Genomic DNA, 24,449 nt, shown 5'->3' with positions numbered 1-24,449 from the left:
CAGGAATGGCAAGAAGCGTCACGGCGAAGAAGAACGTCAAGCCGGCAAAACCGCCTTACGTGCTCGACGAGCAGGTCGGCTTCATCCTGCGCCAGGTCTGGCAGCGCCACAGCTCGATCTTCTCCCGCGACATCGGCACCAACATGACGCCGACGCAGTGGGCCGCCTTGTCGAAGCTCGCCGAGACCGGGCCGTGCTCGCAGAACCAGCTCGGACGGCTGACGGCGATGGATGTCGCCACCATCAAGGGCGTGATCGATCGCCTGACTGCGCGCGGCCTCACAGAGACGAGCCAGGACCCCGAAGATGGGCGGCGGCTTCTGGTCAGCCTGACGCGCGCCGGTCAGCAGCTTGCGGAAAAGCTTGCGCCGAACGCGATCGCGATCACCCGCGAGACGCTGGCACCGCTCGATGCGAAAGAGCGTGAGACGCTGATGGCGCTGTTGAGCAAGCTGAGGTGATGATCTCGCAGGGTGGGCAAAGGCGCAACGCGCCGCGCCCACCTCCTTTGTCGATTTGCAAAGACGTGGGCACGCTTCGCTTTGCCCACCCTACAATACCGAACAAGCTGCGATAAATTCCGCAACCTCACCGTCACCCTGAGGTGGCCGCTTCTTCAGCGGCCCTCGAAGGGCGACGGCCCGGCTGCATCTCCGGCCGATTCATCGTTCGAGGCTCGCCTTGCTTTGCAAGACGAGCACCTCAGGATGACGGGGCTGGCTGTCGACCGACATTACTTCGCCACCACCTCCGGCACCTTGCCTGCCGGCGGGGTGTTGCGGCTGCGTTGGGTCCGCACGATGCCGTCGATGATGGTCATGCCGATGCCGGGGAGATCGCCGAGCTGGACGCTCTCCAGGATGTTCTTGCCGGGCGAGTGTTGCGCCTTGTCCATGATGACGAAATCGGCGGAGCGGCCGACTTCGATGAGGCCGCAATCGAGCTCGCGCATCCGCGCAGTGTTGCCGGTGGCGAGACAAAACGCGATCTCGGCCGGCAGCTCGCCGAGCGAGGACAGCATCGAGACCATGCGCAGGATGCCGAGCGGTTGCACGCCGGAGCCGGCGGGGGCGTCGGTGCCGAGGATGACGCGGTGCAGGTCGCCCATCTCGCGCGCGGTGCGCAGCGTGAACAGGGCCGAGCGCTCATTGCCGTTGTGAACCAGCTCGAGGCCGCGTTTGCAGCCCTCGCAGATGCAGCGGATCTGATCGTCGGGCAAGGCGGTATGGCCACCATTGATGTGGCCGACGACATCGGTGTCGGCTTCGAGCACCACATCCTTGTCGATCAGGCCGGAGCCGGGGATCGAGGGGCCGCCGGTGTGGATCGTGCTCTGGATGCCGTATTTGCGGGCCCAGCCGACCATCTTGCGAGCGGTGGGGCCGTCCTTGACGCCACCGAGGCCGACCTCGCCGAGCAGCTTGACGCCGTTGGCAGCCATCTCCTTGAAATCTTCCTCGACCATCTCGCATTCGATCACGGGCGCGCCGGCGTGAACCTTCACGCCGCCGGGGCGCAAGGTCCAGAACGCGCGCTGGGCGAACACCGCCATGGCCTTGAGGCCGACGACGTCGCGCGGTCGGCCGGGCATGTGCACTTCACCTGCCGAGATCATGGTGGTGACGCCGCCATGGAGGTAGCTGTCGATCCAGTTGATCTGGTTCTGCCGCGGCGTCCAATCGCCTGCGACGGGGTGAACGTGGCTGTCGATCAGGCCCGGCGCGACCGTGGTGCCGTGGGCATCGACGATGGTCGTTGCACCTTCGACGTTGCAGTCCTTGAAGCGGCCGATCGCGGTGATCTTGCCGTTCTCGGCAACGATGGTGTCGCCGTCCAGGATCGGCTTTTCCAGGGCGCCGGACAGGATCAGACCGATATTGCGGATCACGAGCTTCGAGGGTCCGGTGGCCTGGGGTGCGTCATGCGCCATGGAAACGGCTCCTTATTCCTAACTGCAACGCTAGCGATCTTGGGCAGCCTTGACCGCAGGATCAAGCAGGATTATTCATTAGTATACGAATGATCGTATACAAACGACGCATAGCTGCCCGCCTCGAAACCGCATAGACGCGACACGGATAGGTGAGATGAGCAATTTCAATCAGGAAAGCCTTCTGAGCGTCCATCACTGGACCGACACGCTGTTCTCCTTCAAGACCACCCGCAGCCCGACCTTCCGTTTCCGCAACGGCGAGTTCACCATGATCGGGCTCAAGGTCGGCGAGAAGCCGTTGCTGCGGGCCTACAGCGTCGCCAGCGCCAACTACGAGGACACCCTCGAATTCTTCTCGATCAAGGTGCCGGACGGACCGCTGACCTCGCGGCTTCAGCATCTGAAGGAAGGCGACGAGATCATCGTCAGCCGCAAGGCCACCGGCACGCTCGTCATCGACAATCTGGAGGAGGGGCGCAACCTCTACCTCATCGGTACCGGCACGGGCCTTGCCCCGTTCCTGAGCGTGATCAAGGACCCCGAGACCTACGAACGGTTCGAGAAGGTGGTGCTGCTGCACGGATGCCGGCACGTCAAGGAGCTCGCCTATGGCGAGATGATCACCGAGCACTTGCCGAAGGACGAACTGCTCGGCGAGTACATCCAGAACCAGTTGATCTACTATCCCACTGTCACCCGCGATCCCTTCCGTAACCGCGGCCGCATCACCGACCTCATTACGTCAGGCAAGCTATTCACCGATATTGGCCTGCCGGTGCTGGAAGCCGCCCACGACCGCGTCATGATCTGCGGCAGCCCGGCACTGGTCGCCGACACCCGCGTGCTGCTGGGCGAGCGCGGTTTTGCCGAGGGCAATCATGGCGAGCCGGCGCAGTTCGTGGTCGAGAAGGCTTTTGCCGAGCGCTAAACGCGGCATTTTCCCGCAATATGACCGCATTTTCGCCTTCTGGCGGGCGTTGCCCCGCCGATTCGGCGCTTGATACACTGTGGGACCGAATCAGCGGAGTTCCCACATGGTTGCGGACAGCGACAGCAACATCGCCTGGCATCGGGTTCAGTTGAAGAAGAACCGCGCCGAGTTGAAGGCGCTGGAGACCGCGCGCTTCACGATGGGCGAGATCGCGTCCTCCAAGCGCAACGGGCAGACCCAGAAGGCGATCGCGGAACTGAAGCGCAAGATCGCGCAGTCCGAGCGCGCCATTGCCGACCACGACAAGCGCACGCGCCGGCCGCTCGGCACGGATCTGCAAAGCCTGAGCAATGGCAGCTGGAGCCACTGGGACGCCTACACCAATCAGCAGCAGCGTAAGGCCGGTCCGCGCTCTCAGGGACGTGGTTAGTTCCGCTGCCGCGAGAAGGGCTGGTTGCGGCCCTTGCGTCAGCGGCCTCACTCACCATCTGGTTGAGGCGCCACCAACCATCCCGGTGATTCCATGGCACCACGCCTCGATTTCACCAGCGAGACTTTCTTTCGCGATCCGCCCAAGGCCACCGCGGCCCTGCGGGCGTCCGGCCCTTTGGTCGCGACACGATTTCCCCTTGTCGGCGACGTCTGGATCACCACGACCCACGATGTGACAGCGCAGGTGCTGAAGGACAGCACGATCTTCACGCTGCGCAAGGAAGATGGCGACGTTGCCGGCCTGCGCTGGTGGATGCCGGGGCTGGTCAGGGCCATCGCCAAAAACATGCTGACGATGGACGAGCCTGACCATACCAGGCTGCGCAGCATCGTCGACGAAGCCTTCCGCCGCCGCGCCATCGTCGCGATGGAGCCGCGCATTCAAGCCATTGCCAATGACCTTGCCGCGGGGCTGTTCGCGAGCGGAAGCCCGGCCGATCTCGTCGAGCGCTATGCGCGCATCCTGCCGCTGTCGGTGATCTCGGAGCTGCTCGGCCTGCCTATGGCCGATCGCCCGCGCTTCATCGCGTGGGCCAACGCGATGTCTTCGCTGACGAACGTGATCAGCTTCTTTCGCCTGCTGTTCGCCTTCCGCAAGATGCGGAATTACCTCGCCGAGCAGCTGCAGATCGCGCGCGAGCGGGGCGGCGAAGGCCTGATCGCCGAGCTGGTCCAGGTCGAACGCGAGGGCGGCGAGATCACGCCGGACGAAATGGTCTCGATGGTGTTCCTGCTGCTCGCGGCGGGCTCGGAGACTACCACGCATCTCATCAGTGGTTCGGTCTACGAACTGCTCAGGAATCCGGGTCTGCGTGACTGGCTGGAAGAAGACTGGAATCGCGTCGGGCTCGCCGTCGAGGAGTTTCTGCGTTTCGTCTCGCCGGTTCAATTTTCGAAACCGCGCTATGTGCGACGGGATGTCCAGCTCGCCGGGGTGCAGCTGAAGAAGGGCGATCGCGTCATGGCCATGCTCGCCGCCGCCAACATGGACCTGGCGGTGCACGATCGGCCCGAGCAGCTCGATCTCGAGCGCAAGCCGAACCGCCATATTTCCTTCGGCACGGGAATCCATTTCTGCCTCGGGCATCAGCTGGCGCGGATCGAAGGCGCGTGCGCGCTCAAAGCGCTGTTCACGCGCTGGCCGCGGCTTGGTCTTGCCGTCGATCCATCGCAGATCCACTGGCGCAAGCGGCCGGGCCTTCGCGCGATCGCGAAACTCCCCGTGAAGGCAGAGGCGAGCGGAACATCCGATGCGGCTGCGCCGTTCGCAGCAGTTGATCGTTCCCTTGCTCAAGTGAGCTGACGCGCCCTGCGAAACATTACCACATGCGACTGCCCGGAACGGGCCTCGGTCACGTCAGTTGTCACTGAGACCTCGCGGCGATGACGGCCGGACACGAGTTCCGCCATCCGTACCGCAGGCCTTCACGCATTCCAGGAGGCAGCATCATGACCAGCAAAATGCCACCTGTTCCGCCGGACAATCAAAGCCGAAAGGGAACTGGTGACGACAAGAAGAAAATGTCGGCCAATCAGGCATCTCGCGGCCGGCAGCGGGTGGAGAACCCGAACGAGCAGGGCCAGCAGGGCAACATCAAGCAGAACACGACCAATCAAGGCTATCAGCAAGACCGTTGAGGAGGGCGACATCCATGTCGACATCCACCAAGACACCGAACAGCATTCGTCAGGGCGGACCCGGCGCCTCACACGAGAACGCGAAGGCGCCGCTTGAAATCAAGAAACCGCCTGCGGACGATTCACGCCGTAGCCACAGCCGTGTCTCAGGCGGCGGAGGCGAGCACGATTCTCATCACGCGCATGATGCGGCCGGAAAGGGCGGAGGCAGGTGAAGATCGGAGACGCCGAATGCAAGGCAGAAAGACTCACGAACAGCAGGTCCGAATTCTCGAGCGCAAACCCGACGTCCCCGACGCGCGAGAGCTGGATCGGGCTCTGGACCGCAATGCCGACGACACCAGCCGTCGTGTCCAACGAGAGTTGCCAGCGCAACAGAAGCACTAGGCCTTCAAGAAGCGATCACTGCAAGAGGAGAAAGCGATGCCAGCTGGCCATGGCAGCAAGACGCATTTCAGATCCGGGGTGCACGGCAAGGGCGACGGCACCGGCGCATTGACCGACGTGCCGAAGGAGATGATCGGCGACAACATGGTTCTGTCCAACCGCGACAAGAAACAGCACTCGGACATTCGCGGCATGGACGGCAAGTTCATCCAGACCGAGCAATATCAGGACCATTCGGCCAACCGGCTTGATGACGGCGAGCCGGAGACTGACGAGACCTGAGAGGGCGATCCTCCCGCCAGACTTGCGGACCGGTGTTCAGCAGGTCCGCTTTTTTGTGGAAACCAGATCGCGTTCCCAGCCGAACACGGAGTGGCCGTCGAGGTCGGGCGATGCGGCACGTTCGCCCGCAATGAACGATTCGACCGACGGTCCACCCACCGTGCGCTCAAGGCGACGCGCCTGATCGTCGAGGCGCTTGATCGCCTGCATCTCCTCCTCGCGCCCGAGCTTTGCGCTCTGGATCGCGCTCTTCAACACGCGGATGGTCTCGTCATAGACCTTGATCGGAACGGGATAGGGATGCCGATCCTTGCCGCCATGGGCGAGCGAGAAGCGCGCGGGGTCTTTGAAGCGATAGGGCGCGCCGTGCACGACTTCGGCGACCATGGCGAGAGAGCGCACGGTGCGCGCGCCGACACCGGGTGTCAGCAGCAAGTCCGGGAAATCGACCGGCCCGCGCTCGGCCGCGGCCGCGAGCGTGCCGTGCAGGCGCCGTGCGAAGACATCCTTTGGCCTGACGTCGTGATGATCGGGCATGATCAAATGCGGCAGCATGGCCTGCGCCGGCTCGGGTTGGGTGCCGGTCAGCCGCTCGAATTCGGTGAGGATGCGATCGGGGCCGAAATCGCTGAGCAGATCGAGCTGCGCGGTGCGCGAGACATCGGCGCGATGGTCGGTGAGATTGACGATCTCGCCCTGCTGCGGCCCGTCGATCGCGCTGTGCGGTGCATCGACAAAGCTCTTCAGTGCTTCCGAATGCCAATGATAGCGCCGGGCCTGGCGCTTGTCGCCGTTCATGCCCTGCTGCACCACCGTCCACTTGCCGTCGGCCGTGACGAAGAAGCCGTGCAGATAGAGATCAAAGCCGTCCTGCACGGCGGCACTGTCGACCTTCGCCACGAGCCGGCTGGCGCGCGTGAGCTTCGCGCTGTCGAAGCCGACGCGGTCGCCGAGCTGCAACAGCTCATCCGGTGTCTTGCGCGAATGCTGGCCGCGGCCGCCGCAGACATAGATGCCGAGCTCGTCCTGGAGCGGTCCGAGCCCGCGCTTCAGCGCGCCGATCACGGAGGTCGTGATGCCGGAAGAATGCCAGTCCATTCCCATCACGGCGCCGAACGACTGGAACCAGAATGGATGGGAGAGCCGCTGCATAAATGCATCGCGGCCGTAATGATGCACGATCGCTTGCGTGACGATCGCGCCCAGCGAGGCCATGCGGCTCGCCAGCCACGGCGGAACCCGTCCGGTGTGGAGAGGAAGATCGGCGCTGCCAGTGCGTCTGGTCATGGGTGCTCCAAATTAGCGCAATCCGACACGGTTGCGCCAGAGGAATGCTGCGTTGCACTGCGCGGGGGAGCGAAGCGCGCTGGAACGCGTTGGCGCAGCAGCGAATGCAATTCCGGGGACGTGAATGAATTGGCAGGTTGTCATGGCCGACATCGACAAGATGTTCGGATGGATACCATCATGGTTCATCGGTCTCGGCCTGGTCGTCGGGGCGATGATGATCGCGTTGTCGTTCTATCGGTTCGCTGTCTGGCTGCTCAATCGCGCCTTCGGAACCCGGCTGCCGCTTCTGAGCGTGTTCATCGAGCGCACCTCCGGCCCGGCCCAGCTGGCGCTGTGTCTGGCCGCCGTCGCTTTGGTCCTTCCGCTCGCGCCCCTGGACGATGCGTTCCGCACGCCGCTGACGCGCCTGTTCGTGGTCGCCTTCATCGCGCTGATCGGCTGGATCTCGATTCGCATCGTCGACATGAGCGCCGCGCGCTATCTCCAGAACTTTCGCGATGTCACGGAGAACTTCGTCGCCCGCAAGCACGTCACGCAGATCCGCGTCTTCAAGCGCGTCACCGATACCATCATCGTCATCATCACGGTATCCGCTGCCCTGATGACGTTCGATTCGGTGCGGCAATATGGTGTTAGCCTGTTCGCTTCAGCCGGTGCCGCCGGTATCATCGTCGGTCTTGCCGCGCGGCCGCTGCTCAGCAATTTGATCGCGGGTTTGCAGATCGCGATCACCCAGCCGATCCGGATCGAGGACGCCGTGATCATCGAGAACGAGTGGGGATGGGTCGAGGATATCGCCGCGACTTATGTGGTGATCCGGCTGTGGGACTGGCGTCGCATGGTGGTGCCGCTGTCCTATTTCATCGAAAAGCCATTCCAGAACTGGACCCGCGACACGGCGTCCCTGATCGGCGTGATCGCGCTCCATGTCGACTATCGCGCCGACGTGCCGCGCATCCGGCGCTGGCTGGAGGGAGCGGTGAAGGAGTCCAAGCTCTGGGATGGGGCGGTGGTCAATCTCCAGGTGATCGACGCGGATTCCCGCACCATCGAACTGCGGGCGCTGGTCAGCGCCCGTAACGCGCCGCAATCCTGGGACCTGCGCTGCGAGATCAGGGAAAAGCTCATTGCGTTCATCCGCGACGAGATGCCGGAAGCCCTGCCGCGCGAACGCGCGATCCTGATCCCCTCGGGCGGCGATGCTGATGACTTCCCACGGCGCGTCGCGCCGGAGAAGATGCGGACGAGCGCGCACAATTGAAACCAGGCGATCAACCGGCGCCGGCCTGCCATCGTTCTTGTTGACGAGACCTGATCTTTTGTACGATAGTACAAATCACATGGTACGCAAGCCCACCAGCAGGGAAACGGCTCGCAAGCCGAACATGCGCGAGGCAATCCTCGCCGCGGCCGAAGAGCTGTTCGCCACCAACGGCTTCAACGCCGTCTCGGTGCGCGACATCGCGCACGCCGCCGGGGCGAATCCCGGCAGCGTCACCTATCATTTTAAAACCAAGGACGGCCTGTTGCTGGAGATCTACCGGCGCCATTGCGGGCCGATGAACCTGCGCCGCTCCGAGCTGCTCGCCGCCGCCAGGCACGTGCGTGACCTGCAGGACCGACTGGAAGCGATCGTGCGCGCCTATGTGGTGCCGGCCTTCACCTCAGGCAGCGATCTCGCCGGCGGTGGCGCGCGCTTCACGCGCTTGCGTGCGGTGATGTCCGCGGAAGGCAACGAGGTCGCGCGAAAGATCATTGCGCAGACTTTCGACGACACCAGCCATGCCTTCATCGACGCGATCCACGAAAGCCTGCCGCATATTCCGCGCACCGACATCGTCTGGCGCAGTCACTTCCTGCTCGGCGCGCTCTATTATTCGCTGGTGACGCCGGATCGGGTCTCGCGCCTATCGCGCGGTGAGACCGACGGTAGTGATGCCGCCGCCGCCATCGAGCAATTGGTGCAGGCCACCGCCGCCGCGTTCCAGGCGCCCGCTTTGGATCAGGCCGCGCCGGCACGGCGGCGAACCCCTGCAAGCAGCAAGACCTGAAAGAAATCACCTCGCTCGGTGGTTGAAGTCATGACGATGACGTACACGCCAACCATTCCGCCGCCCGATCCGAACACGCGCGCGCCGAGATTCAAGCTGCCAAAGCTGTCCTGCGATGCGCACTGCCACATCTTCGGGCCCGGGGCGAAGTACCCTTACGCGCCGGAGCGTTCCTACACGCCGCCCGATGCGCCACTCGATGATTTCAAGGCCTTGCACGCCAAGCTCGGTGTGGAGCGCGCCGTCATCGTCAATGCCAGCGTGCACGGCACCGACAACACCGTCGCGCTCGATGCGATCGCGCAGAGCAACGGCGCCTATCGGGCGGTCGCCAATATCGATGACGCCATCAGCGAGCAAGAGCTTCACGTGCTGCACGAGGGCGGCTTCAGCGGCTGCCGCTTCAATTTCGTCCGTCATCTCGGCGGCGTACCCGACAAGCGCGTGTTCGACCGCATTGTCGCGATGGTCACGCCGCTCGGCTGGCACATCGATCTGCATTTCGATGCGATCGATCTCCCCGAATATGCCGACATGCTGACAGGACTGCCTCTGAGCTACACCATCGACCACATGGGTCGCGTGAAGGCGTCGGAAGGGCTCGACCAGCTGCCGTTCAGGATCCTGATCGAGCTGATGCGGCGTGATGAGAAGTGCTGGGTCAAGATCTGTGGTTCTGAACGTGTGTCCTCGGCTGGCCCGCCGTTCACGGACGCGGTGCCATTCGCGCGAAAAATCGTCGAGACCGCGCCGGACCGCGTCATTTGGGGCACGGACTGGCCGCATCCCAATGTCAAGGTGATGCCCAACGACGGCGATCTCGTCGATCTGATCCCGCAGTTCGCGCCGGAGCCGGAGTTCCAGCAAAAGATCCTGGTCGACAATCCCGCACGCCTGTTCGGGTTCGACCGATGACTGCGATGGCGATCGACAAGCCGCGTGGGCGGACCTGGTGGAAGGAGCTCTGGATCCAGGTGCTCATCGCCATGGCGGCCGGCATCGCGCTTGGGATCGTCAGCCCGGCGTCCGGTGCCAAGATGCAGCCGCTCGGGGATGCCTTCATCAAGGCGATCCGCATGCTGATCGCGCCGATCATCTTCTGCACCGTCGTTCACGGCATCGCTCATATGGCGGATATGGCCCGCGTCGGGCGCGTCGCGGTGAAAGCCATCATCTATTTCGAGATCATGACCACGATTGCGCTGATTATCGGTCTGGTCGCCGTGAACCTGCTCAGGCCGGGCGCCGGCATGAACATCGACCCCGCCAGCATCAATGCCAGCGCGGTCGAGTCTTATGTCAGGCAGACCGCGGTGATTGGCTTCGTGCCGTTCTTGATGAACATCGTGCCGGCGACCTTCATCGGCGCTTTTGCCGAGGGCAATATCCTGCAGGTTCTCTTCATCGCCGTGCTGTGCGGCTTCGCACTGGTGCAGCTCGGCGAGCGCGCGGCGCCGCTGGTCAATCTGATCGACATCGCCGCGAAGATGGTGTTTGCCGTCGTCGGCTTCGTGATGTGGGCGGCGCCGATCGGCGCGTTCGGGGCGATCGCCTTCACGGTCGGCAAGTTTGGCGTGGGATCGCTGGCCTCGCTCGGCAAGCTGCTGGGCGGCTTCTATCTGACGTGCGTGGTCTTCATCATCGTGGCGCTCGGCGCGGTCGCGCGGCTCTGCGGCTTCTCGCTGCTCAAGCTGATCCGCTATATCTGGGAAGAGCTCCTGATCTGCATCGCCACCACCTCGTCGGAGACGGTGCTGCCGCGGATGCTGACCAAGCTGGAGAAGGCCGGTTGCGACAAGAGCGTGGTCGGGCTCGTGATCCCGACCGGCTACTCCTTCAACCTCGACGGCACCTGTCTTTACCTTGCCGCCGCTTCGGTGTTCCTGGCGCAGGCGACCAACACGCCGTTGGGGCTGGCCGAGCAGATCGAGCTGCTGCTGATCCTGCTCGTGACGTCCAAGGGCGCAGCGGGCATCGCCGGCGCGGCTTTTGTGGTCCTGGCGGCAACGCTGTCAGCCACGGGCTCCATCTCTGTCGCGAGTGTGGCGCTGGTGCTCGGCATCCACCGCCTGATGTCGCAGGGATTGACGCCGACCAATCTGATTGGGAACGCGGTTGCGACCATCGCGATTGCCAAATGGGAAGGCGCGCTCGACGGCGAGCGCCTGAAGCGCGTGCTCGATGGTGAACAACCCGCGCCTGCCGCGGCCCAGTGAAATGCGGCCGCCATGACGCAGGCGGCCTATGATGTTGATGAAGAAAGAGCGGAGTGCCTCCCATGAAAACAGGTCTCGTGATCACCGCCCATCCCGGCGACTTCGTCTGGCGCGCCGGCGGCGCCATCGCGCTGCATGCGAAGAAGGGCTACCGCATGAAGATCGTCTGCCTGTCCTTCGGCGAGCGCGGCGAGAGCCAGTTCGCCTGGAAGGAGAAAGGCGCCACGTTGGAATCGGTCAAGGCCGGCCGCAAGGACGAGGCCGAGCGCGCGGCAAAGCTGCTCGGCGCCGAGATCGAGTTCTTCGACTGCGGCGATTATCCGCTCAAGCTGACGGAAGCGCATTTCGACCGCATGGTCGACATCTACCGCGAGCTGAACCCGGGCTTCGTGCTGACGCATGCGCTGGAAGACCCCTATAATTTCGACCATCCGAATGCGGCGCATTTCGCTCAGGAGACCCGCGTCGTCGCCCAGGCGATGGGTCATAAGCCCGGCGCACAGTATAAATACTCGGCCCCGCCGGTGTTTCTGTTCGAGCCGCACCAGCCCGAGCAGTGCAACTACAAGCCGGACTTGATTCTCAAGATCGATGAGGTCTGGAAGCAGAAATACGAGGCATTCCAGATCCTCGCCGCGCAAAAGCATCTGTGGGGCTATTACGAGCGCGTCGCGCTCAACCGCGGCATTCAGGGCAGCCGCAACACTGGCGTGCCCATGACCTATGGCGAAGCCTATCAGCGCCTGTTCCCGACCGTTGCGGAGGAATTGGCATGAAGCCCGTCGTTGTTCGCAACATCAAGCGGTCCGATCCCGCCGGGATGGCGGAGTACGGCGTCTCGACGGTGCACGAAGCCTATGGCCGGCTCGGCCTGATGAAGCCGTATTTGCGACCAGTCTGGGCCGGTGCGTCGATCGCCGGTCCCGCGGTTACCGTGCTTGCGCAGCCCGGCGACAACTGGATGATCCATGTCGCGGTGGAGCAGTGCAGGAAAGGCGACATCCTCGTCGTCGGCTGCACCACCGACAATACCGACGGCATGTTCGGCGAGCTGCTCGCGACTTCGCTTCAGGCGCGCGGTGTGCAGGGCCTGATCATCGATGCCGGCTGCCGCGACGTCAAAGCGCTGCACGAGATGAATTTTCCGGTCTGGTCGCGCGCGGTCTCGGCCAAGGGCACGGTCAAGGCCACGCTCGGCTCGGTCAACATCCCCGTGGTCTGCGCCGGCGTCAACGTCGATCCCGGTGACATCGTCGTCGCCGACGATGACGGCGTCGTTGTGGTGCCGAAGCGCTACGCCGCTGAGGTTGCCGAGAAGGCGAAGAAGCGCAATGCCGAGGAGGGCGGCAAGCGCGCCCGTCTGGCCTCGGGTGAGCTTGGCCTCGACATGTACGGCATGCGCGAGGCGCTGGCGAAGGCGGGGCTCGTCTATGTCGACAATCCCGAGGACGTCTGAAGCGGAGCGGGCGGATGGATCGTCTCAGGCTAAAGGCGGTGCTCGGCAATCACCCCCACGTCAAGGCGGTGAAGAGCGGCGAGCTTCGCTCCGAACTGTTCGATCTCGAGTTCATCGAGTACACGCCGACCAATACGGCGTTCAAGCCCATGGTGCGCGAGCAGGCCTTCGACGTCTGCGAGATGGCGATCGTCACCTATCTGATGGCGAAAGCCCACGGCAAGCCGCTGGTGCTGTTGCCGGCAACCATGCTCGGTCGCTTCCAGCATGCCTATGCGCTCTACAATCCTGTGCAAGGGGCGCTCGGGCCGTCCGGGCTCGAGGGCAAGCGCGTCGGCATCCGCTCCTTTACGACAACGACCGGCGCGTGGATCCGTGGCATCCTGGCCAACGATTACGGCGTCAATCTCGACAAGATCAAATGGGTAACGTTCGAGGATCCGCACGTCGCCGAATATGTCGACAGCACCGAACGCGCGCCAAAGGACAAGAAGGTTCTGCAGATGCTGCTCGATGGCGAGCTCGACGCCGTCCTCGGCGAGACCTCGGACAATCCCAGGCTGAAGCCGTTGTTTCCCGATCCGGCCGCGGAGGCGGCCAGATGGTACGCGCGGCGCGGCGTCGTTCCGGTCAATCATCTCGTGGTCGTGACCGAGCAACTGGCGACATCACGGCCTGACGTGGTGGCAGGCGTTTATGATCTTCTCAAGCGGGACAAGGAGCAGGCAGGACCGGCTGCAGCACCCGACCTCGTTCCGTTCGGGATCGAGGCCAGCAGAAAGCCGTTGGAGCTGATTATCGACTATGCATTCCAACAGGCGCTGATCCCGCGCCGCTATGCTGTCGAGGAGCTGTTCGACGAAACGACACGAGGACTGAACTGATGGTGGATCCGAGGCGCTGGCAAATCGGGCTGGTTGGGTACGGCGAGGTCGGCCGGATCCTGGCCGAGGATTTGCGCCAGCAGGACATCAGGGTCGCGGCCTACGACATCAAGCTCGGTGGCGAGCAGGGCGCGGCGCTCACGCAGCATGCGGTGAAATTCGGGGTGACGCTCGCAGCCTCTCACACCGAACTGACAGCGAAATCCGATTTCATCATCTCGGCGGTGACGGCCAGTCAGGCGGTTCCGGTGGCAAGAGCCTGCGCAGCCGCAATCAACCAGGGCACCTGGTTCCTCGATTTCAACTCGGCCTCTCCAGGCGCCAAGCAAAGAGCCGCGGCGCTGATCGACGGTGCCGCGGGCCGCTATGTCGAAGGCGCGGTGATGACTTCGGTGCCGCCTTACCGGATCAAGGTGCCGCTCCTGCTCGGCGGCCCCGGCGCGAAGGAACTGGAGCCACTCCTGAATGCGATCGGCTTTGCGGCCAAGGTCGCGAGCGACAAGCTCGGCGTCTCATCCGCCGTGAAGATGTGTCGCAGCATCATGATCAAGGGCCTCGAGGCCATGGTGATCGAAAGCTTCACCACTGCGCGCGCCTATGGCGTCGAAGATGCCGTGTTGGTCTCGCTCGCGGAGACCTTTCCTGCGATCAACTGGGAGAAGCAGGGCGCCTACTTTTTCCAGCGCGTGATCGAGCACGGCCGCCGCCGAGCCGAGGAGGTGCGCGAGGTCGCCGAGACCGTACGTGAGGTGGGGCTGACGCCGTGGTCGGCGCAGGGCACGGCCGAACGTCAGGCCTGGGTGGCCGATCTCGCCGACGAAGGTCTGTTCGGGCCTAAGGGAACGAAGGAGTTTGCCCGCAGTGCGGACTGGCGCACCGAGGCGGATCGAATCTGGCGAAAATCAAACGCTGAGGCCGAGCACCACGTTCAGCTCAGGACCATGCCACGATAGGTCGAGACTTCGTCGCGGGCGGCGTCGATCAAGTCGATCAGGCTCTTGGCTTGGCGGGCAACGTCCTTGGTGCGCACGCTCCTGAATTCGCTCAGGATCATGCGAATGCATTTGTCGGCGGTGTCGAGCGTCCAGAGCGCGCGGGCCATGTCATCTTGTGAGCGGATCGCCGAGATATCGAGGCTCGACAGCACTTCGCCGATTCCGCTCAATCGCTTGACGGCCGTTTCGGCGGGCGTTTTGGCCCGAATGGAATGATAATCGACGCTGCTGAATGCGCTGAACCTATCCATAACTTCCCCAGAGAACGCAGATGATCAGTGCGCACGTCCTTTTATGGTTAGTGTGACCTTTCTCGCAATGCGTTGGGCTACGGTCCGGGATTCTACCGGACTCGCATCCGGCGGATGAAACGCGCCGGAAAAGCCCGGGGATCAGAGCTATCTCCCGACGATCTTACCGTTAGACGCAACGAGCATACCTGCCTTGTAGACCGCGCGGCCCGGCGGCGCCGCGACCACGGCCTCGGGAACGTGCTCAGCGTTCAGCGTCACGAAGTCGGCCTTGGCGCCGACGCGCAGGCCGTAGCCTTCGAGTCGCAGGGCCTTGGCACCGGCTGTCGTGACGACGTCGAACGCGACCCGCAATTCCTCGTCGATGTTGAAGCCGGAGCGATAGCCGAGCGTCGTCGCCCGGCGCAGCATATCGCCGTCGCCATAGGGCCACCAGGAATCGCGGATGTTGTCGTTGCCGCTGAATACGGTGACGCCGGCATTGCGCAGGGGCAGGATCGGCGGGAAGGGCCGGACGCCGGGCGCATTGGTCATGATCGCGACGCCGGAGCGGGCGAGTTTGTCGGCGACTGATTTGAGCTGATCCATCGTGATGTCGCCGAGCCCGTAAGCATGGCTGATGGCGACATGGCCTTCCATGCCGAGCGCGCGCGTGCGCGCCGCGATCTGCTCGATCTCGAACGCGCCGAGCGTGCCCATGTCGTGCAGATGAATGTCGATGTCGACGCCATGCTTGTTGGCGACGCCAAACACGACGTCGAGGTGCTTCTCGACATCGCGATCGAAACTGGCGGGATCGAGCCCGCCGACGAGGTTCGCGCCCAGGCCGATGGCCTCCTCCAGCAATTTCGGTGTGCCCGGGCTTGCCAAAATGCCGCTCTGGGGAAAGGCGACGAGCTGAATGTCGATTAGGCCGCGATACTCCTCGCGCACGCGCAAGATCGTCTCCAGCGACTTCAGGCCGACCGAGCCGTCGACCATGACGTGGCTGCGCATCTGCGTAGTGCCGTGTCCAATGCAGAGGTCGAGCTGGTTGCGCGCCCGCACGTCCATCGGTGCGGCCTCTGCCATGTTCTGGGCCTGGAAGGCGACGCGTTCGTGCACGTTGAACCCATTGGTGCACGGCTTGTGCGGACGCCAGGCATCGCCGTAGAAGCTGGTATCCAAATGGATGTGGCCCTCGACGAAGCCCGGAACGACCAGCGCGTTGGCGAGGTCGACGGTCTCGACGCCGCCTGCCGGCGCATCAGCCGGCAGGAGCGCGGCGATGTGACCGTCCTTGACCGCGATGTGATGCCGCGTCCCGCCGTCGAAGCGGGCGTTCAGGAAGATCCTGTCGAAAACCATCCGTTTGCTCCGTTGGTCGATTGATGTTGCGTACGCACGGCTCAGTTTCGCGGGTGAAGCAGCTTGGCCGGAGACCGCTCAAAGGTCTGCCGTCCGCCCTTGAAACCCATCAGGATGTCAGGCAGCTCGGCAATGGCGGAGCGGCTGTCCTTGATGTCGAGCACGATGAGATCGGCGGGCTTGCCAACCGCGATCCCATAATCCCTGAGGTTCATCAGCCGTGCCGGCAGCTCGGTGACGAGATCGAGACAGGTATCGAAGTCGGCGACGGCTGCGTGGGCGACATTGGCGTAAAAGTTCGCCATCCGCAGCAGCGAGGCATCTCCGAACGGCGTGAAGGGATTGAGCACGTTGTTGGTTGCGACCGAGCACACGATGCCGTCGCCCGTGAGCTTGTGCGCGAGCGTCAATCCGCGCGGCGCGTTGTGGGTAGCCTCGCGTCCCATCAAATAGAGATCGGTCGCCGGCAGCACGGTGACGGCGACGCCGGCTTTGGCCAGTTGGGTGGTGGCAGCCTTCAGCCGTTCCGGCGACATGGCGGAAAGTTTTGTCGCATGCCCGATCGCGACGCGGCCTCCGTAGTTGCGCCGCTCCGTCTGCCTGATGACCTCGTCGAAATGCGACCAGGAAGGATCGAGATCGAAGTCGAGATGGAGGTCGACATCGAGGTCGAACTCCTTGGCAAGGTCGAAGATGCGAGCGAGATGCGCGTTCGGGTCGGTGTCGGTATAGGGGCAGCCGCCAATCGCATCGGCGCCGTCGCGCAAGGCCTCAACCAGCAGTTCGTCAGCTCCGGGATCGTTGGTCAGGCCTTCCTGCGGGAAGACGCAAAGCGACAGATCGATCGCCCAGGCGTAATCGCGCTTGAGCGCCTTGATTGCCTCGAAACCGCGCAGGCCGATGCGTGGGTCAATCTCGACATGGGTGCGCATCCGCGTCGTGCCGTGCACGATGGCGCGTTCGAGCACTTTGGCGCCGCGCGCATAGACGTCGTCGGTGGTGAAATCACGCTTCATCGCCGAAACGGCACGGATCGCATCGCTGAGCGCACCATGGATGTGCCCGCAGCGCTCGAGGAGGCAGGCTTTGTCGAGATGAATGTGGGTATCGACGAAGCCGGGCAGGGCGAGCCGTCCCTCCAGATCGACTTCGACGGCCTCGCAGGCCAGCTTGGGTTCGATCGCAGCGATGCCTCCGCCTTTCACGCCGATATCGACGGGCAACGGGGATGATCGCAATCGAGCGTTGCGGAAGATCAGGTCGAAGGCGGTCTGGGCGGTCATGGCAGGGAATCTTGATCAAGAACGTATAGCAATCGGGGAGATGGCAGGCGTGCAGCAATGTAGCGCGGGATATGATCAAAATATATGCGTTCTCCCGGATCTCCTCGCACCCATCGAAGGCGGGGATAGCTGATAGACGCGGGCTGATCTGGTGATTGGCTCGCACCTGGGCTATCAAAATCTCGATTGCGCCCGACATGGAGGCGCAGCCGCTTTCAGGAGCCCCCGATGCGTCTACCCGCCGTTCTTCTGGCCTTCACATGTCTTGCAGGTGCTGCTTCAGCCGAAGATCTCACGGGGACGCTCCAGAAGGTCAAGGAGACCAAGAAGATCACGCTGGGCTATCAGGAAGCCTCCGTACCCTTCAGCTATCTCGACGGCAACCAGAAGCCGGTCGGCTTTGCCATGGATATCTGTTTGAAGATCGTCGATGCCGTGAAGAAGCAGCTCGCCATGCCCGACATCGCCGTCGATTATGTCGCCGTCACCTCGTCGAACCGCATCCCATTGATGGTGAATGGTACGCTCGATCTGCACTGCTCGGCGACCACCAACAACGCCGATCGCCAGAAGCAGGTCGCCTTCACCAACACGCACTTCCTCAGCGCGACGCGATTTGCCGCGAAAAAGGCCGCCAAGATCAACACCATCGACGACCTCAAGGGTAAAACGGTCACGGCGGTAGGAGGCTCGGTTAACCTGAACCAGCTCGCCAAGGTCAATTCCGACCGCAACCTCGGCATCAAGATCATGCCGGCCGTGGATCAGGCCGAAGCGTTCCTGTTGCTGGAGACCGACCGCGCGCAGGCCTATGCGCTCGATGACGTGCAGCTCGCGGTTGCCATCGCGCGCTCCAAAGAGCCGGCCCAGTTCATGATCAGCGAGGAGACTTTCTCCAGGCCTGAACCGTACGGGATCATGCTGCGCCGGGACGACGCGCCGTTCAAGGCGCTGGCCGATCGCGCCACGGCCGAACTCTATGCAAGCCCGGAGATCGAGGTGCTCTACAGGAAATGGCTGGAATCGCCGACGCCGCCGAACGGCCTCAACTACAATGTTCCAATGTCCGCCGCTTTGCGCAGCGCGTTCAAGAACCCGAGCTCGAGCGCTGATCCGGACGTGTATCTCGTGAAATGAGCCGGAGGCCAGCTGAGATCGACGACTTTGGGCGACATCGGGTAGAGCGTCTCAACCCTCCTTGATCGATCGGCTAGTCTAGCCTATTTCGAGATAGTCGGATCCGGGCAGTTTCGGAAACGGGGTGGCCGGCAGCGTTTGATACCAGAATGCGACCGAGGCAATGTCGTCCTGAAGCGGAAGATATTTTGCTTCCCTGACGCCCGGTAGCCAGCCCAACGCCTGGATGGTCACGCGAAGGTCGCTCTGGAATCGGATCGGATCGGGGATGTGCCAGCGATACATGCCGAAGCGTTGCTGCGACTTGTAGACGCCGTCGGGGCGGATCACTTGCGGAAGACCGGCGTAGGGCGTGGTGAACTCCACATAGCGTGATTGTCCCTGACCCGCATGGGCGACGTAAGGATCGAAATTGTAGGCGCCGCAGAAATAATCCTCAGTGCCGGTGCCGCAGATGGTCGGGAATTCGCCGTCGCCGTCGATGAAGAACTTGATCTCGCCTTCGCCCCACCAGCCGTTATTGTTGACCCCCCAGGCCATGTAGGTGCCGACATATTGGCCACGTCCGCTGACGCCATCGAGGATGGTGTAAACGTCCTTGTAGGGCAGCGGATTGGTGCGGCGGAATTGCGCATGGAAGTACGCGCAGTCCTCGGGGACATCGGTCAGCGTATAATTGATCTGATAGTAGACCGTCAGCGCTTCCTCGCTCCTGTTCTCCATGGTGAAGCGCGCGCGCTTGCGGAACGGCATTTCCCAATAGCAGTTGAAGGCGCGGCCCGGATTGACGCAGACCGCGAGCGAGGACACTTGCGCAAACTCCTCCCATCCGCAGGCGAAGAAATCGCCGGCCGGACATTCCACACTTGGATGCTCCTGATCGTCCCAGTACACGCGCAGGATCGAATGCCGCAGGCGTCCGCGCGCCAGCGTCATCCAGATCTGCTGGATCGCGCCCTGGCCCTCGATGTCCGCGAGCGTGAATGTCGCTCCGGGCTCGATCACGACATAGGGCGACAACTTCCAGCCTTGGCCGAGGTCGCGCGCCTGCGGCGCCGCGGGCCCGTCGACGGCCATGCCGCCCTTGCCCTTTTCACCGGTAAAATTCTCGGGGCTGATCGAACGCGTCTGCGCGTTCGACAGGCGCGAGAGATTGCCGAGATGCAGGCCCAATCCGGAAAACGCCATGATGTCCTCGGTCAGGGGTTAGCGATGTCTCGGATATATCGCCGACGAATCTACCAAAAGATGAAGATCATCGCGCAATGAGAGGGGGCAACCTATCCGGCGCGATATTCCCTGAACTGCTCGCGTAGGGCCGATTTGAGCACCTTGCCGGTGCCGGTCATCGGGAATTCGTCGAGGAATTCGACCGCATCCGGCATCCACCAGCTCGCGATCTTCGGGCGCATATGGTCGAGCAGGGCCTTGCCGTCGACAGTCGCGCCTTTCTTGCGAACAACGAGAAGGAGAGGGCGTTCCTGCCACTTTTCGTGCGCGATCGCGACCACGGCGGCCTGCAGCACGTCGGGATGGGACAGCGCGATGTCTTCAAGCTGGATCGAGGAGATCCATTCGCCGCCCGACTTGATCACGTCCTTGGAGCGGTCGGTGAGCGTGACGTGGCCGTGCTGGTCGATCACGGCCATGTCGCCGGTAATCAGCCAACCGTTGCGATCGAGGCCTTCCTCCAGCTTCATGTAGCCGGAGGAGACCCAGGGGCCGCGGGCCCGCAAGTGACCGACGGTCTTGCCGTCGCGTGATAGCTCGTTGTCGCCATCGTCGACGATGCGCAAGGTCGTGCCGAAGCAGGCGCGGCCCGAGACCTGGCGCCGGTTGAAGATCTCGGTTTCGCTGAGATGCTCCGAACCCGGCCGCAATCCCGGCATCGAGCAGACCAGCGCTTCCGTCATGCCCCAGGCCTGAATGTAATCGACGCCATAGTCGCGCTTGAGCCTCTCGATCATCGCGCGCGGCGGTGCCGAACCTGACGAGAGCGTTGCACGCAGTTTTGAAAATTTGTTGCCCGTGCGGCCGAGCCAGTCGAGCAGGATCAACCAGAAGCTCGGTACGCCGGCTGACACCGTCACCTTCTCGCCCTCCAGCAGTTCGTAGAGCTTGTCCGGTTCGTAATTGCGGCCGGGCAGCACCAGCTTGGAGCCGGTATAGGGCGCGGTAAACGGCATGTTCCAGCCATTGCCGTGAAACAGCGGTGCCATCGGCATCATCACCTCACGCACCCCCTCGAGATGCCCGGGAATGAAGTCGGCGCTGCAGGATACCATGGTTTGGAGGATTGCGGCGCGGTGCGAGTAGATCACGCCCTTCGGGTTGCCGGTCGTGCCCGAGGTGTAGCAGATGGTCGAGGCTGATCTTTCGTCGAACTCTGGCCAGGCGAAACCGGCGTCGCTTTCCTTCTCCAGGAGCTCCTCGTAGCAAAGCGCGTTGGCAAGCTTCGTTTCTGGCATGCGTTCGCGCGATGACATGATCACATACGCCTCGACCGTCGTCAGCTGCGGCGCGATCGCTTCGACGATCGGCAGCGTGGCACGGTCGACGAAGAGGATGCGGTCTTCGGCGTGGTTGATGATGTAGACGAGTTGTTCGGGGAATAGCCGCGGATTGACGGTGTGCAGCACATAGCCCATGCCCGGCGCTGCATAGAACATCTCGAAATGGCGATGCGTATTCCAGGCCAGCGTGCCGACGCGGTCCCCTTCGGTCATGCCGAGCCGCTTGAGCGCCAGCGCCATGCGCTTGATGCGCCGATGCGCCTCGGCATAGGTGGTGCGATGAATGTCGCCTTCGATCTCACGTGCGACGATCTCCGCTTCGCCGTGATAATCGGCCGCATACTGGATCAAGCCGCTGATCAAGAGCGGCACATCCATCATCAATCCCTGCATCGTCCCCTCCGAAAGCTGTTCGCCCTTAAATCATGTCGTTGCATGTCGTATTCGTGCTTGCGTGCAAGGTAGCGGAACGCCGCGCGACGTCCACGCAAAAAGAAGCCGACACGATTGCGTGCGCCGCTTTTTCAGGGCTAACTGGCGCAGGCCGCCGAAGAAACTGCGGGAGGTCGTGGAGGAGACCGATGTCAGCGGAAAGACACAAGACCGGTGCAGCCGGCGCGCGTAGCATCGATATCGACACCTTGCGTGCGCGCTATCGCGAAGAGCGCGACCTGCGGTTACGCGCGGAAGGCAAGGCGCAGTATGTCGAGGTGTCAGGCGGCTTTGCCCGCTATCTCGACGATCCCTGGGCCGATGCCGGATTTGCACGTGCGGCCGTCAGTGAAGAGACCGAGGTCGTCATCGTCGGCGGCGGTTTCGGCGGCCTGCTGTGCGGCGCGCGTCTGCGCGCGGCCGGCATCACCGAGTTTCGCATCGTGGAAAAGGCCGCCGATTTCGGCGGCACCTGGTATTGGAATCGCTATCCGGGCGCTGCCTGCGATACCGAGAGCTACATCTATTTGCCGCTGCTGGAAGAGACCGGCTACATGCCGGTGCGCAAATATGCCCGAGCGCCGGAGATCTACGAGCACTCGCGCCGGATCGGCCGTCATTTCGGCCTGTACGAACGCGCGATGTTTCAGACCGTCATCTCGCGCATGACCTGGCAGGAGCAGGAGGGCCGCTGGCTGGTCGAAACCGATCGGGGAGATCGCATCCGCGCGCGCTTCGTGATCCTCGCTGGAGGACCGCTCAGCCGGCCGAAGCTGCCGGGCATTCCCGGCATCGAGACGTTCAAGGGTTACAGCTTCCATACCAGCCGCTGGGACTACGCCTACACCGGCGGCAGTGCCGAGGGCGGTCTTGATGGCCTTGCCGACAAGCGCGTCGGTATCATCGGCACGGGCGCCACCGCCGTGCAATGCGTGCCGCACCTCGGCCGGTCAGCGAAAGAGCTCTACGTGTTTCAGCGTACCCCGTCGGCGATCGGCGTGCGCGACGACCGGCCGACGGACTATGCCTGGGCGGAAAGCCTAAAGCCCGGTTGGCAACGCGAGCGGATGGACAATTTCACCGCGGTGATTTCGGGCGAGCCGTTCGAGCAGGATCTGGTGCAGGATGGCTGGACCGGCCTGCTGGGCGAAATCCTATTGGCGCCGCGCCGTCAGCCCCAGCCGGTGACGTCGATGGACGAGGCACTGAAGGTGATCGAGCAAGCCGACTATCGCAAGATGGAGGAGATCCGCGCCCGGGTCGACGCCGTGGTCAAGCATGAAGCGACAGCCGCGGCACTGAAGCCCTGGTACAAGGCGTTCTGCAAGCGGCCATGCTTCCACGACGAATATCTCGACACGTTCAATCGGCCCAACGTGCATCTCGTCGACACCAGGGGCAGGGGCGTCGAGCGCATCACGGAGAATGCGGTCATCGTCGACGGCAAAGCCTACGAGCTCGACTGCCTGATCTATGCCAGCGGCTTCGAGGTCGGAACCGACTATGCGCGTCGCATGGGGTTTGAGGTCTATGGCCGTGACGGCATCAGCCTGTCCGACCGCTGGCGCGATGGCGTCAAGACGATGCACGGCTTCTACAGCCGCGGCTTTCCGAACTGTTTCTTGATCGTGACGGCTGCAGGCGGGCCAGAGCGCCAACTTCCCACACATCATCGACGAGCAGTCGCAGCACATCGCCTATGTGATCGCGGAGGCGCGCAAGCGCGGCGCCAGGACATTGGAGCCGACGCTCGCTGCCGAGAACGCCTGGGTCGACGAGGTCGTCAAGGCCGCGGTCGGTCGCCAAACCTATCTCGCAGAATGCACGCCTGGTTACTACAACAATGAGGGCGTTTTCGATCCGATCGCCGCGCGCAATAGCCAGTATTGGCGCGGACCAATGGCGTTCTTGCGATTGCTCGCCACATGGCGGAAGGAAGGCGGACTGGATGGTTTGGAATTGACCTATGGGCCCGAGGTGAAGGCAGTCTGTTCCCCGGTTTCGGCATGAGCGATATGATTCCGGCACCTACCGGTGCGACACGGCTCTACGCCATCGTCGGCGATCCCATCGCACAAGTGCGTTCGCCCGCTGGTGTTTCCGCAGAGTTCGCGGCACGCGGCCATGACGGCATCCTCGTGCCGGTTCAGGTTGCGACCGCCGATCTGCCTAATTTCCTTTCTGTGGCGGCGCGGCTGAAGAACCTCGACGGGATAGTCGTGACCATCCCGCACAAATTCGCCTGCTACCAGGCCTGTGCCAGCGCGACAAATCGCGCGCACTTCCTGCGCACCGCCAACTTGATGCGCCGACGCGCTGACGGATCGTGGCATGGCGACATGGTCGATGGTCTCGGCTTCGTGGGCGCGGCGCGGGCGAAGGGGATCGACCCACGCGGCAGGCGGGCGCTTCTCGTTGGCGCCGGTGGGGCAGGCTCGGCGATCGCGCTTGCCCTTGTCGAGGCTGGTGTGAGCGAGCTGGCGATTCACGACAGTGCGTCCGAGCGCCGCGCCGCGCTGATTGACCGCCTCAATGGTCTCGGCAAGGTGCCTGTGCGGGCCGGCACGATCGACCCCGCGGGCTTCGACTTTATCGCCAATGCCACACCCGCGGGGATGGTGGACGGCGATCCGCTGCCGGTCGACGTCACGCGGCTGGCGCCGGCGGCCTATTGCGGCTGCGTCATCACCAAGCCTGAAATTCCGCCTTTCATCGCAGAAGCCCGCAAGCTCGGTTGCGTCACCGCAACCGGCACCGACATGTACCGGCAGCACCAGGGCATCATGGTGGATTTCCTGCTCGGGACCGACGGCGGGCGGTAAGCCTTCGATTGATGTCAAGCGCATTGCTTGCATTGATTGCACTGGCTTGAGTGCGCGGGGCTGACGTAGGATCATGGCGGCGCGCGCCGGTCGCGCGATGAAGAGAAGG

24 protein-coding genes and 1 pseudogene are annotated in these 24,449 nt (G+C 63.3%); 18 read left to right on the top strand and 7 right to left on the bottom strand.

Going from position 1 to position 24,449, the window contains the following annotated elements; all coding sequences use genetic code 11:
- Positions 1–5: 5 nt before the first annotated feature.
- A complete protein-coding gene (locus BM374_RS10510; RefSeq protein WP_092291573.1) occupies positions 6–461 on the top strand; it encodes a MarR family winged helix-turn-helix transcriptional regulator in 456 nt (151 codons plus the stop codon).
- Between the two features lie 272 nt (positions 462–733).
- On the opposite strand, the gene BM374_RS10505 is transcribed toward BM374_RS10510, so the two are convergent.
- A complete protein-coding gene (locus BM374_RS10505; RefSeq protein ID WP_092291571.1) occupies positions 734–1,930 on the bottom strand; it encodes an amidohydrolase family protein in 1,197 nt (398 codons plus the stop codon).
- 157 nt (positions 1,931–2,087) lie between these two features.
- Between BM374_RS10505 and BM374_RS10500 the strand changes: the two genes are divergently transcribed.
- From BM374_RS10500 to BM374_RS10475, 6 genes are all read left to right on the top strand, one after another.
- On the top strand, positions 2,088–2,861 hold the full coding sequence (locus BM374_RS10500) for a ferredoxin--NADP reductase (RefSeq protein ID WP_092291569.1): 774 nt from the start codon (positions 2,088–2,090) through the stop codon (positions 2,859–2,861).
- Positions 2,862–2,967: 106 nt separating this feature from the next.
- Positions 2,968–3,294, top strand: coding sequence for a hypothetical protein (locus tag BM374_RS10495; protein WP_092291567.1), 327 nt, complete (start codon positions 2,968–2,970; stop codon positions 3,292–3,294).
- A 93-nt stretch (positions 3,295–3,387) separates the two neighbouring features.
- Positions 3,388–4,659 carry a cytochrome P450 gene (locus BM374_RS10490; protein ID WP_092291565.1) on the top strand — a complete coding sequence of 424 codons (1,272 nt, stop codon included), beginning with the start codon at positions 3,388–3,390 and terminating at the stop codon, positions 4,657–4,659.
- A 146-nt stretch (positions 4,660–4,805) separates the two neighbouring features.
- Positions 4,806–4,994: a hypothetical protein gene (locus tag BM374_RS10485; RefSeq protein WP_092291563.1), complete on the top strand. Its 189-nt coding sequence runs from the start codon at positions 4,806–4,808 to the stop codon at positions 4,992–4,994.
- A 14-nt stretch (positions 4,995–5,008) separates the two neighbouring features.
- Positions 5,009–5,209 (top strand): hypothetical protein, encoded by a 201-nt coding sequence (locus BM374_RS10480; protein WP_092291561.1) that lies wholly within the window; start codon positions 5,009–5,011, stop codon positions 5,207–5,209.
- 208 nt (positions 5,210–5,417) lie between these two features.
- Positions 5,418–5,663, top strand: a complete 246-nt coding sequence (locus BM374_RS10475; protein WP_177248205.1) for a hypothetical protein — start codon at positions 5,418–5,420, stop codon at positions 5,661–5,663.
- Positions 5,664–5,699: 36 nt separating this feature from the next.
- Here the strand turns inward: BM374_RS10475 and BM374_RS10470 are convergent, their stop codons facing one another.
- Positions 5,700–6,950, bottom strand: a complete 1,251-nt coding sequence (locus tag BM374_RS10470) for a DUF763 domain-containing protein (RefSeq protein WP_092291558.1) — start codon at positions 6,948–6,950, stop codon at positions 5,700–5,702.
- Positions 6,951–7,074: 124 nt separating this feature from the next.
- Between BM374_RS10470 and BM374_RS10465 the strand changes: the two genes are divergently transcribed.
- From BM374_RS10465 to BM374_RS10430, 8 genes are all read left to right on the top strand, one after another.
- Entirely contained in the window at positions 7,075–8,214 is a 1,140-nt protein-coding gene (locus tag BM374_RS10465) for a mechanosensitive ion channel family protein (RefSeq protein WP_092291556.1), read from the top strand.
- A 79-nt stretch (positions 8,215–8,293) separates the two neighbouring features.
- A complete protein-coding gene (locus BM374_RS10460) occupies positions 8,294–9,004 on the top strand; it encodes a TetR/AcrR family transcriptional regulator (protein WP_092291554.1) in 711 nt (236 codons plus the stop codon).
- A gap of 30 nt (positions 9,005–9,034) precedes the next feature.
- Positions 9,035–9,919, top strand: coding sequence for an amidohydrolase family protein (locus BM374_RS10455; RefSeq protein WP_092291552.1), 885 nt, complete (start codon positions 9,035–9,037; stop codon positions 9,917–9,919).
- Positions 9,916–11,220 carry a C4-dicarboxylate transporter DctA gene (gene dctA, locus BM374_RS10450; protein WP_092291550.1) on the top strand — a complete coding sequence of 435 codons (1,305 nt, stop codon included), beginning with the start codon at positions 9,916–9,918 and terminating at the stop codon, positions 11,218–11,220. Before BM374_RS10455 ends, dctA begins: the two co-directional genes overlap by 4 nt.
- Before the next feature lie 62 nt (positions 11,221–11,282).
- Positions 11,283–11,996: a PIG-L deacetylase family protein gene (locus BM374_RS10445; protein ID WP_092291548.1), complete on the top strand. Its 714-nt coding sequence runs from the start codon at positions 11,283–11,285 to the stop codon at positions 11,994–11,996.
- A complete protein-coding gene (locus BM374_RS10440) occupies positions 11,993–12,676 on the top strand; it encodes a 4-carboxy-4-hydroxy-2-oxoadipate aldolase/oxaloacetate decarboxylase (RefSeq protein WP_092291546.1) in 684 nt (227 codons plus the stop codon). Before BM374_RS10445 ends, BM374_RS10440 begins: the two co-directional genes overlap by 4 nt.
- A 14-nt stretch (positions 12,677–12,690) precedes the next feature.
- The gene (locus tag BM374_RS10435; RefSeq protein WP_092291544.1) at positions 12,691–13,560 is read left to right on the top strand and encodes a substrate-binding domain-containing protein; all 870 of its coding nucleotides are present in this window, start codon (positions 12,691–12,693) and stop codon (positions 13,558–13,560) included.
- Positions 13,560–14,513 carry a DUF1932 domain-containing protein gene (locus BM374_RS10430; RefSeq protein WP_092291542.1) on the top strand — a complete coding sequence of 318 codons (954 nt, stop codon included), beginning with the start codon at positions 13,560–13,562 and terminating at the stop codon, positions 14,511–14,513. The genes BM374_RS10435 and BM374_RS10430 overlap by 1 nt, the downstream gene beginning before the upstream one ends.
- Here the strand turns inward: BM374_RS10430 and BM374_RS10425 are convergent.
- The 3 genes from BM374_RS10425 to BM374_RS10415 form a co-directional block, all read right to left on the bottom strand.
- On the bottom strand, positions 14,489–14,806 hold the full coding sequence (locus BM374_RS10425; protein WP_092291540.1) for a hypothetical protein: 318 nt from the start codon (positions 14,804–14,806) through the stop codon (positions 14,489–14,491). The genes BM374_RS10430 and BM374_RS10425 overlap by 25 nt on opposite strands.
- Before the next feature lie 147 nt (positions 14,807–14,953).
- Positions 14,954–16,153 carry an amidohydrolase family protein gene (locus BM374_RS10420; RefSeq protein ID WP_092291538.1) on the bottom strand — a complete coding sequence of 400 codons (1,200 nt, stop codon included), beginning with the start codon at positions 16,151–16,153 and terminating at the stop codon, positions 14,954–14,956.
- A gap of 41 nt (positions 16,154–16,194) precedes the next feature.
- Positions 16,195–17,436, bottom strand: a complete 1,242-nt coding sequence (locus BM374_RS10415) for an amidohydrolase family protein (RefSeq protein WP_092291536.1) — start codon at positions 17,434–17,436, stop codon at positions 16,195–16,197.
- A gap of 228 nt (positions 17,437–17,664) precedes the next feature.
- On the opposite strand from BM374_RS10415, the gene BM374_RS10410 reads away from it, so the two are divergent.
- Entirely contained in the window at positions 17,665–18,573 is a 909-nt protein-coding gene (locus BM374_RS10410; RefSeq protein ID WP_092291534.1) for an amino acid ABC transporter substrate-binding protein, read from the top strand.
- A gap of 78 nt (positions 18,574–18,651) precedes the next feature.
- Here BM374_RS10410 and BM374_RS10405 read toward each other — a convergent pair whose 3' ends face one another.
- Positions 18,652–19,761 (bottom strand): glycoside hydrolase family 172 protein, encoded by a 1,110-nt coding sequence (locus BM374_RS10405; RefSeq protein ID WP_092291532.1) that lies wholly within the window; start codon positions 19,759–19,761, stop codon positions 18,652–18,654.
- Between the two features lie 92 nt (positions 19,762–19,853).
- Positions 19,854–21,479 (bottom strand): long-chain fatty acid--CoA ligase, encoded by a 1,626-nt coding sequence (locus BM374_RS10400; RefSeq protein ID WP_092291529.1) that lies wholly within the window; start codon positions 21,477–21,479, stop codon positions 19,854–19,856.
- Between the two features lie 188 nt (positions 21,480–21,667).
- On the opposite strand from BM374_RS10400, the pseudogene BM374_RS10395 reads away from it, so the two are divergent.
- Both BM374_RS10395 and BM374_RS10390 read left to right on the top strand, forming a co-directional pair.
- Positions 21,668–23,528 (top strand): annotated as a pseudogene (locus tag BM374_RS10395) (flavin-containing monooxygenase).
- Positions 23,529–23,533: 5 nt separating this feature from the next.
- Positions 23,534–24,340, top strand: a complete 807-nt coding sequence (locus BM374_RS10390) for a shikimate dehydrogenase family protein (RefSeq protein ID WP_092291946.1) — start codon at positions 23,534–23,536, stop codon at positions 24,338–24,340.
- Positions 24,341–24,449 lie beyond the last annotated feature (109 nt).

This window comes from Bradyrhizobium sp. Ghvi (genome assembly GCF_900115265.1).
Taxonomy (GTDB): domain Bacteria; phylum Pseudomonadota; class Alphaproteobacteria; order Rhizobiales; family Xanthobacteraceae; genus Bradyrhizobium.
This window is presented reverse-complemented; position numbering and strand designations above follow the sequence as displayed.

What these genes read in the sequence shown, in the direction of transcription:
- BM374_RS10460 (WP_092291554.1), top strand. Translation starts at nt 8,294, where the DNA reads ATGGTACGCAAGCCCACCAGCAGGGAAACGGCTCGCAAGCCGAACATG.
- BM374_RS10425 (WP_092291540.1), bottom strand. Translation starts at nt 14,806, where the DNA reads ATGGATAGGTTCAGCGCATTCAGCAGCGTCGATTATCATTCCATTCGG.
- BM374_RS10510 (WP_092291573.1), top strand. Translation starts at nt 6, where the DNA reads ATGGCAAGAAGCGTCACGGCGAAGAAGAACGTCAAGCCGGCAAAACCG.
- BM374_RS10480 (WP_092291561.1), top strand. Translation starts at nt 5,009, where the DNA reads ATGTCGACATCCACCAAGACACCGAACAGCATTCGTCAGGGCGGACCC.
- BM374_RS10485 (WP_092291563.1), top strand. Translation starts at nt 4,806, where the DNA reads ATGACCAGCAAAATGCCACCTGTTCCGCCGGACAATCAAAGCCGAAAG.
- BM374_RS10495 (WP_092291567.1), top strand. Translation starts at nt 2,968, where the DNA reads ATGGTTGCGGACAGCGACAGCAACATCGCCTGGCATCGGGTTCAGTTG.
- BM374_RS10390 (WP_092291946.1), top strand. Translation starts at nt 23,534, where the DNA reads ATGATTCCGGCACCTACCGGTGCGACACGGCTCTACGCCATCGTCGGC.
- BM374_RS10415 (WP_092291536.1), bottom strand. Translation starts at nt 17,436, where the DNA reads ATGACCGCCCAGACCGCCTTCGACCTGATCTTCCGCAACGCTCGATTG.
- BM374_RS10410 (WP_092291534.1), top strand. Translation starts at nt 17,665, where the DNA reads ATGCGTCTACCCGCCGTTCTTCTGGCCTTCACATGTCTTGCAGGTGCT.
- BM374_RS10435 (WP_092291544.1), top strand. Translation starts at nt 12,691, where the DNA reads ATGGATCGTCTCAGGCTAAAGGCGGTGCTCGGCAATCACCCCCACGTC.
- BM374_RS10405 (WP_092291532.1), bottom strand. Translation starts at nt 19,761, where the DNA reads ATGGCGTTTTCCGGATTGGGCCTGCATCTCGGCAATCTCTCGCGCCTG.
- BM374_RS10420 (WP_092291538.1), bottom strand. Translation starts at nt 16,153, where the DNA reads ATGGTTTTCGACAGGATCTTCCTGAACGCCCGCTTCGACGGCGGGACG.
- BM374_RS10465 (WP_092291556.1), top strand. Translation starts at nt 7,075, where the DNA reads ATGAATTGGCAGGTTGTCATGGCCGACATCGACAAGATGTTCGGATGG.
- BM374_RS10455 (WP_092291552.1), top strand. Translation starts at nt 9,035, where the DNA reads ATGACGATGACGTACACGCCAACCATTCCGCCGCCCGATCCGAACACG.
- BM374_RS10440 (WP_092291546.1), top strand. Translation starts at nt 11,993, where the DNA reads ATGAAGCCCGTCGTTGTTCGCAACATCAAGCGGTCCGATCCCGCCGGG.
- BM374_RS10445 (WP_092291548.1), top strand. Translation starts at nt 11,283, where the DNA reads ATGAAAACAGGTCTCGTGATCACCGCCCATCCCGGCGACTTCGTCTGG.
- BM374_RS10490 (WP_092291565.1), top strand. Translation starts at nt 3,388, where the DNA reads ATGGCACCACGCCTCGATTTCACCAGCGAGACTTTCTTTCGCGATCCG.
- BM374_RS10430 (WP_092291542.1), top strand. Translation starts at nt 13,560, where the DNA reads ATGGTGGATCCGAGGCGCTGGCAAATCGGGCTGGTTGGGTACGGCGAG.
- BM374_RS10400 (WP_092291529.1), bottom strand. Translation starts at nt 21,479, where the DNA reads ATGCAGGGATTGATGATGGATGTGCCGCTCTTGATCAGCGGCTTGATC.
- BM374_RS10475 (WP_177248205.1), top strand. Translation starts at nt 5,418, where the DNA reads ATGCCAGCTGGCCATGGCAGCAAGACGCATTTCAGATCCGGGGTGCAC.
- BM374_RS10505 (WP_092291571.1), bottom strand. Translation starts at nt 1,930, where the DNA reads ATGGCGCATGACGCACCCCAGGCCACCGGACCCTCGAAGCTCGTGATC.
- dctA (WP_092291550.1), top strand. Translation starts at nt 9,916, where the DNA reads ATGACTGCGATGGCGATCGACAAGCCGCGTGGGCGGACCTGGTGGAAG.
- BM374_RS10470 (WP_092291558.1), bottom strand. Translation starts at nt 6,950, where the DNA reads ATGACCAGACGCACTGGCAGCGCCGATCTTCCTCTCCACACCGGACGG.
- BM374_RS10500 (WP_092291569.1), top strand. Translation starts at nt 2,088, where the DNA reads ATGAGCAATTTCAATCAGGAAAGCCTTCTGAGCGTCCATCACTGGACC.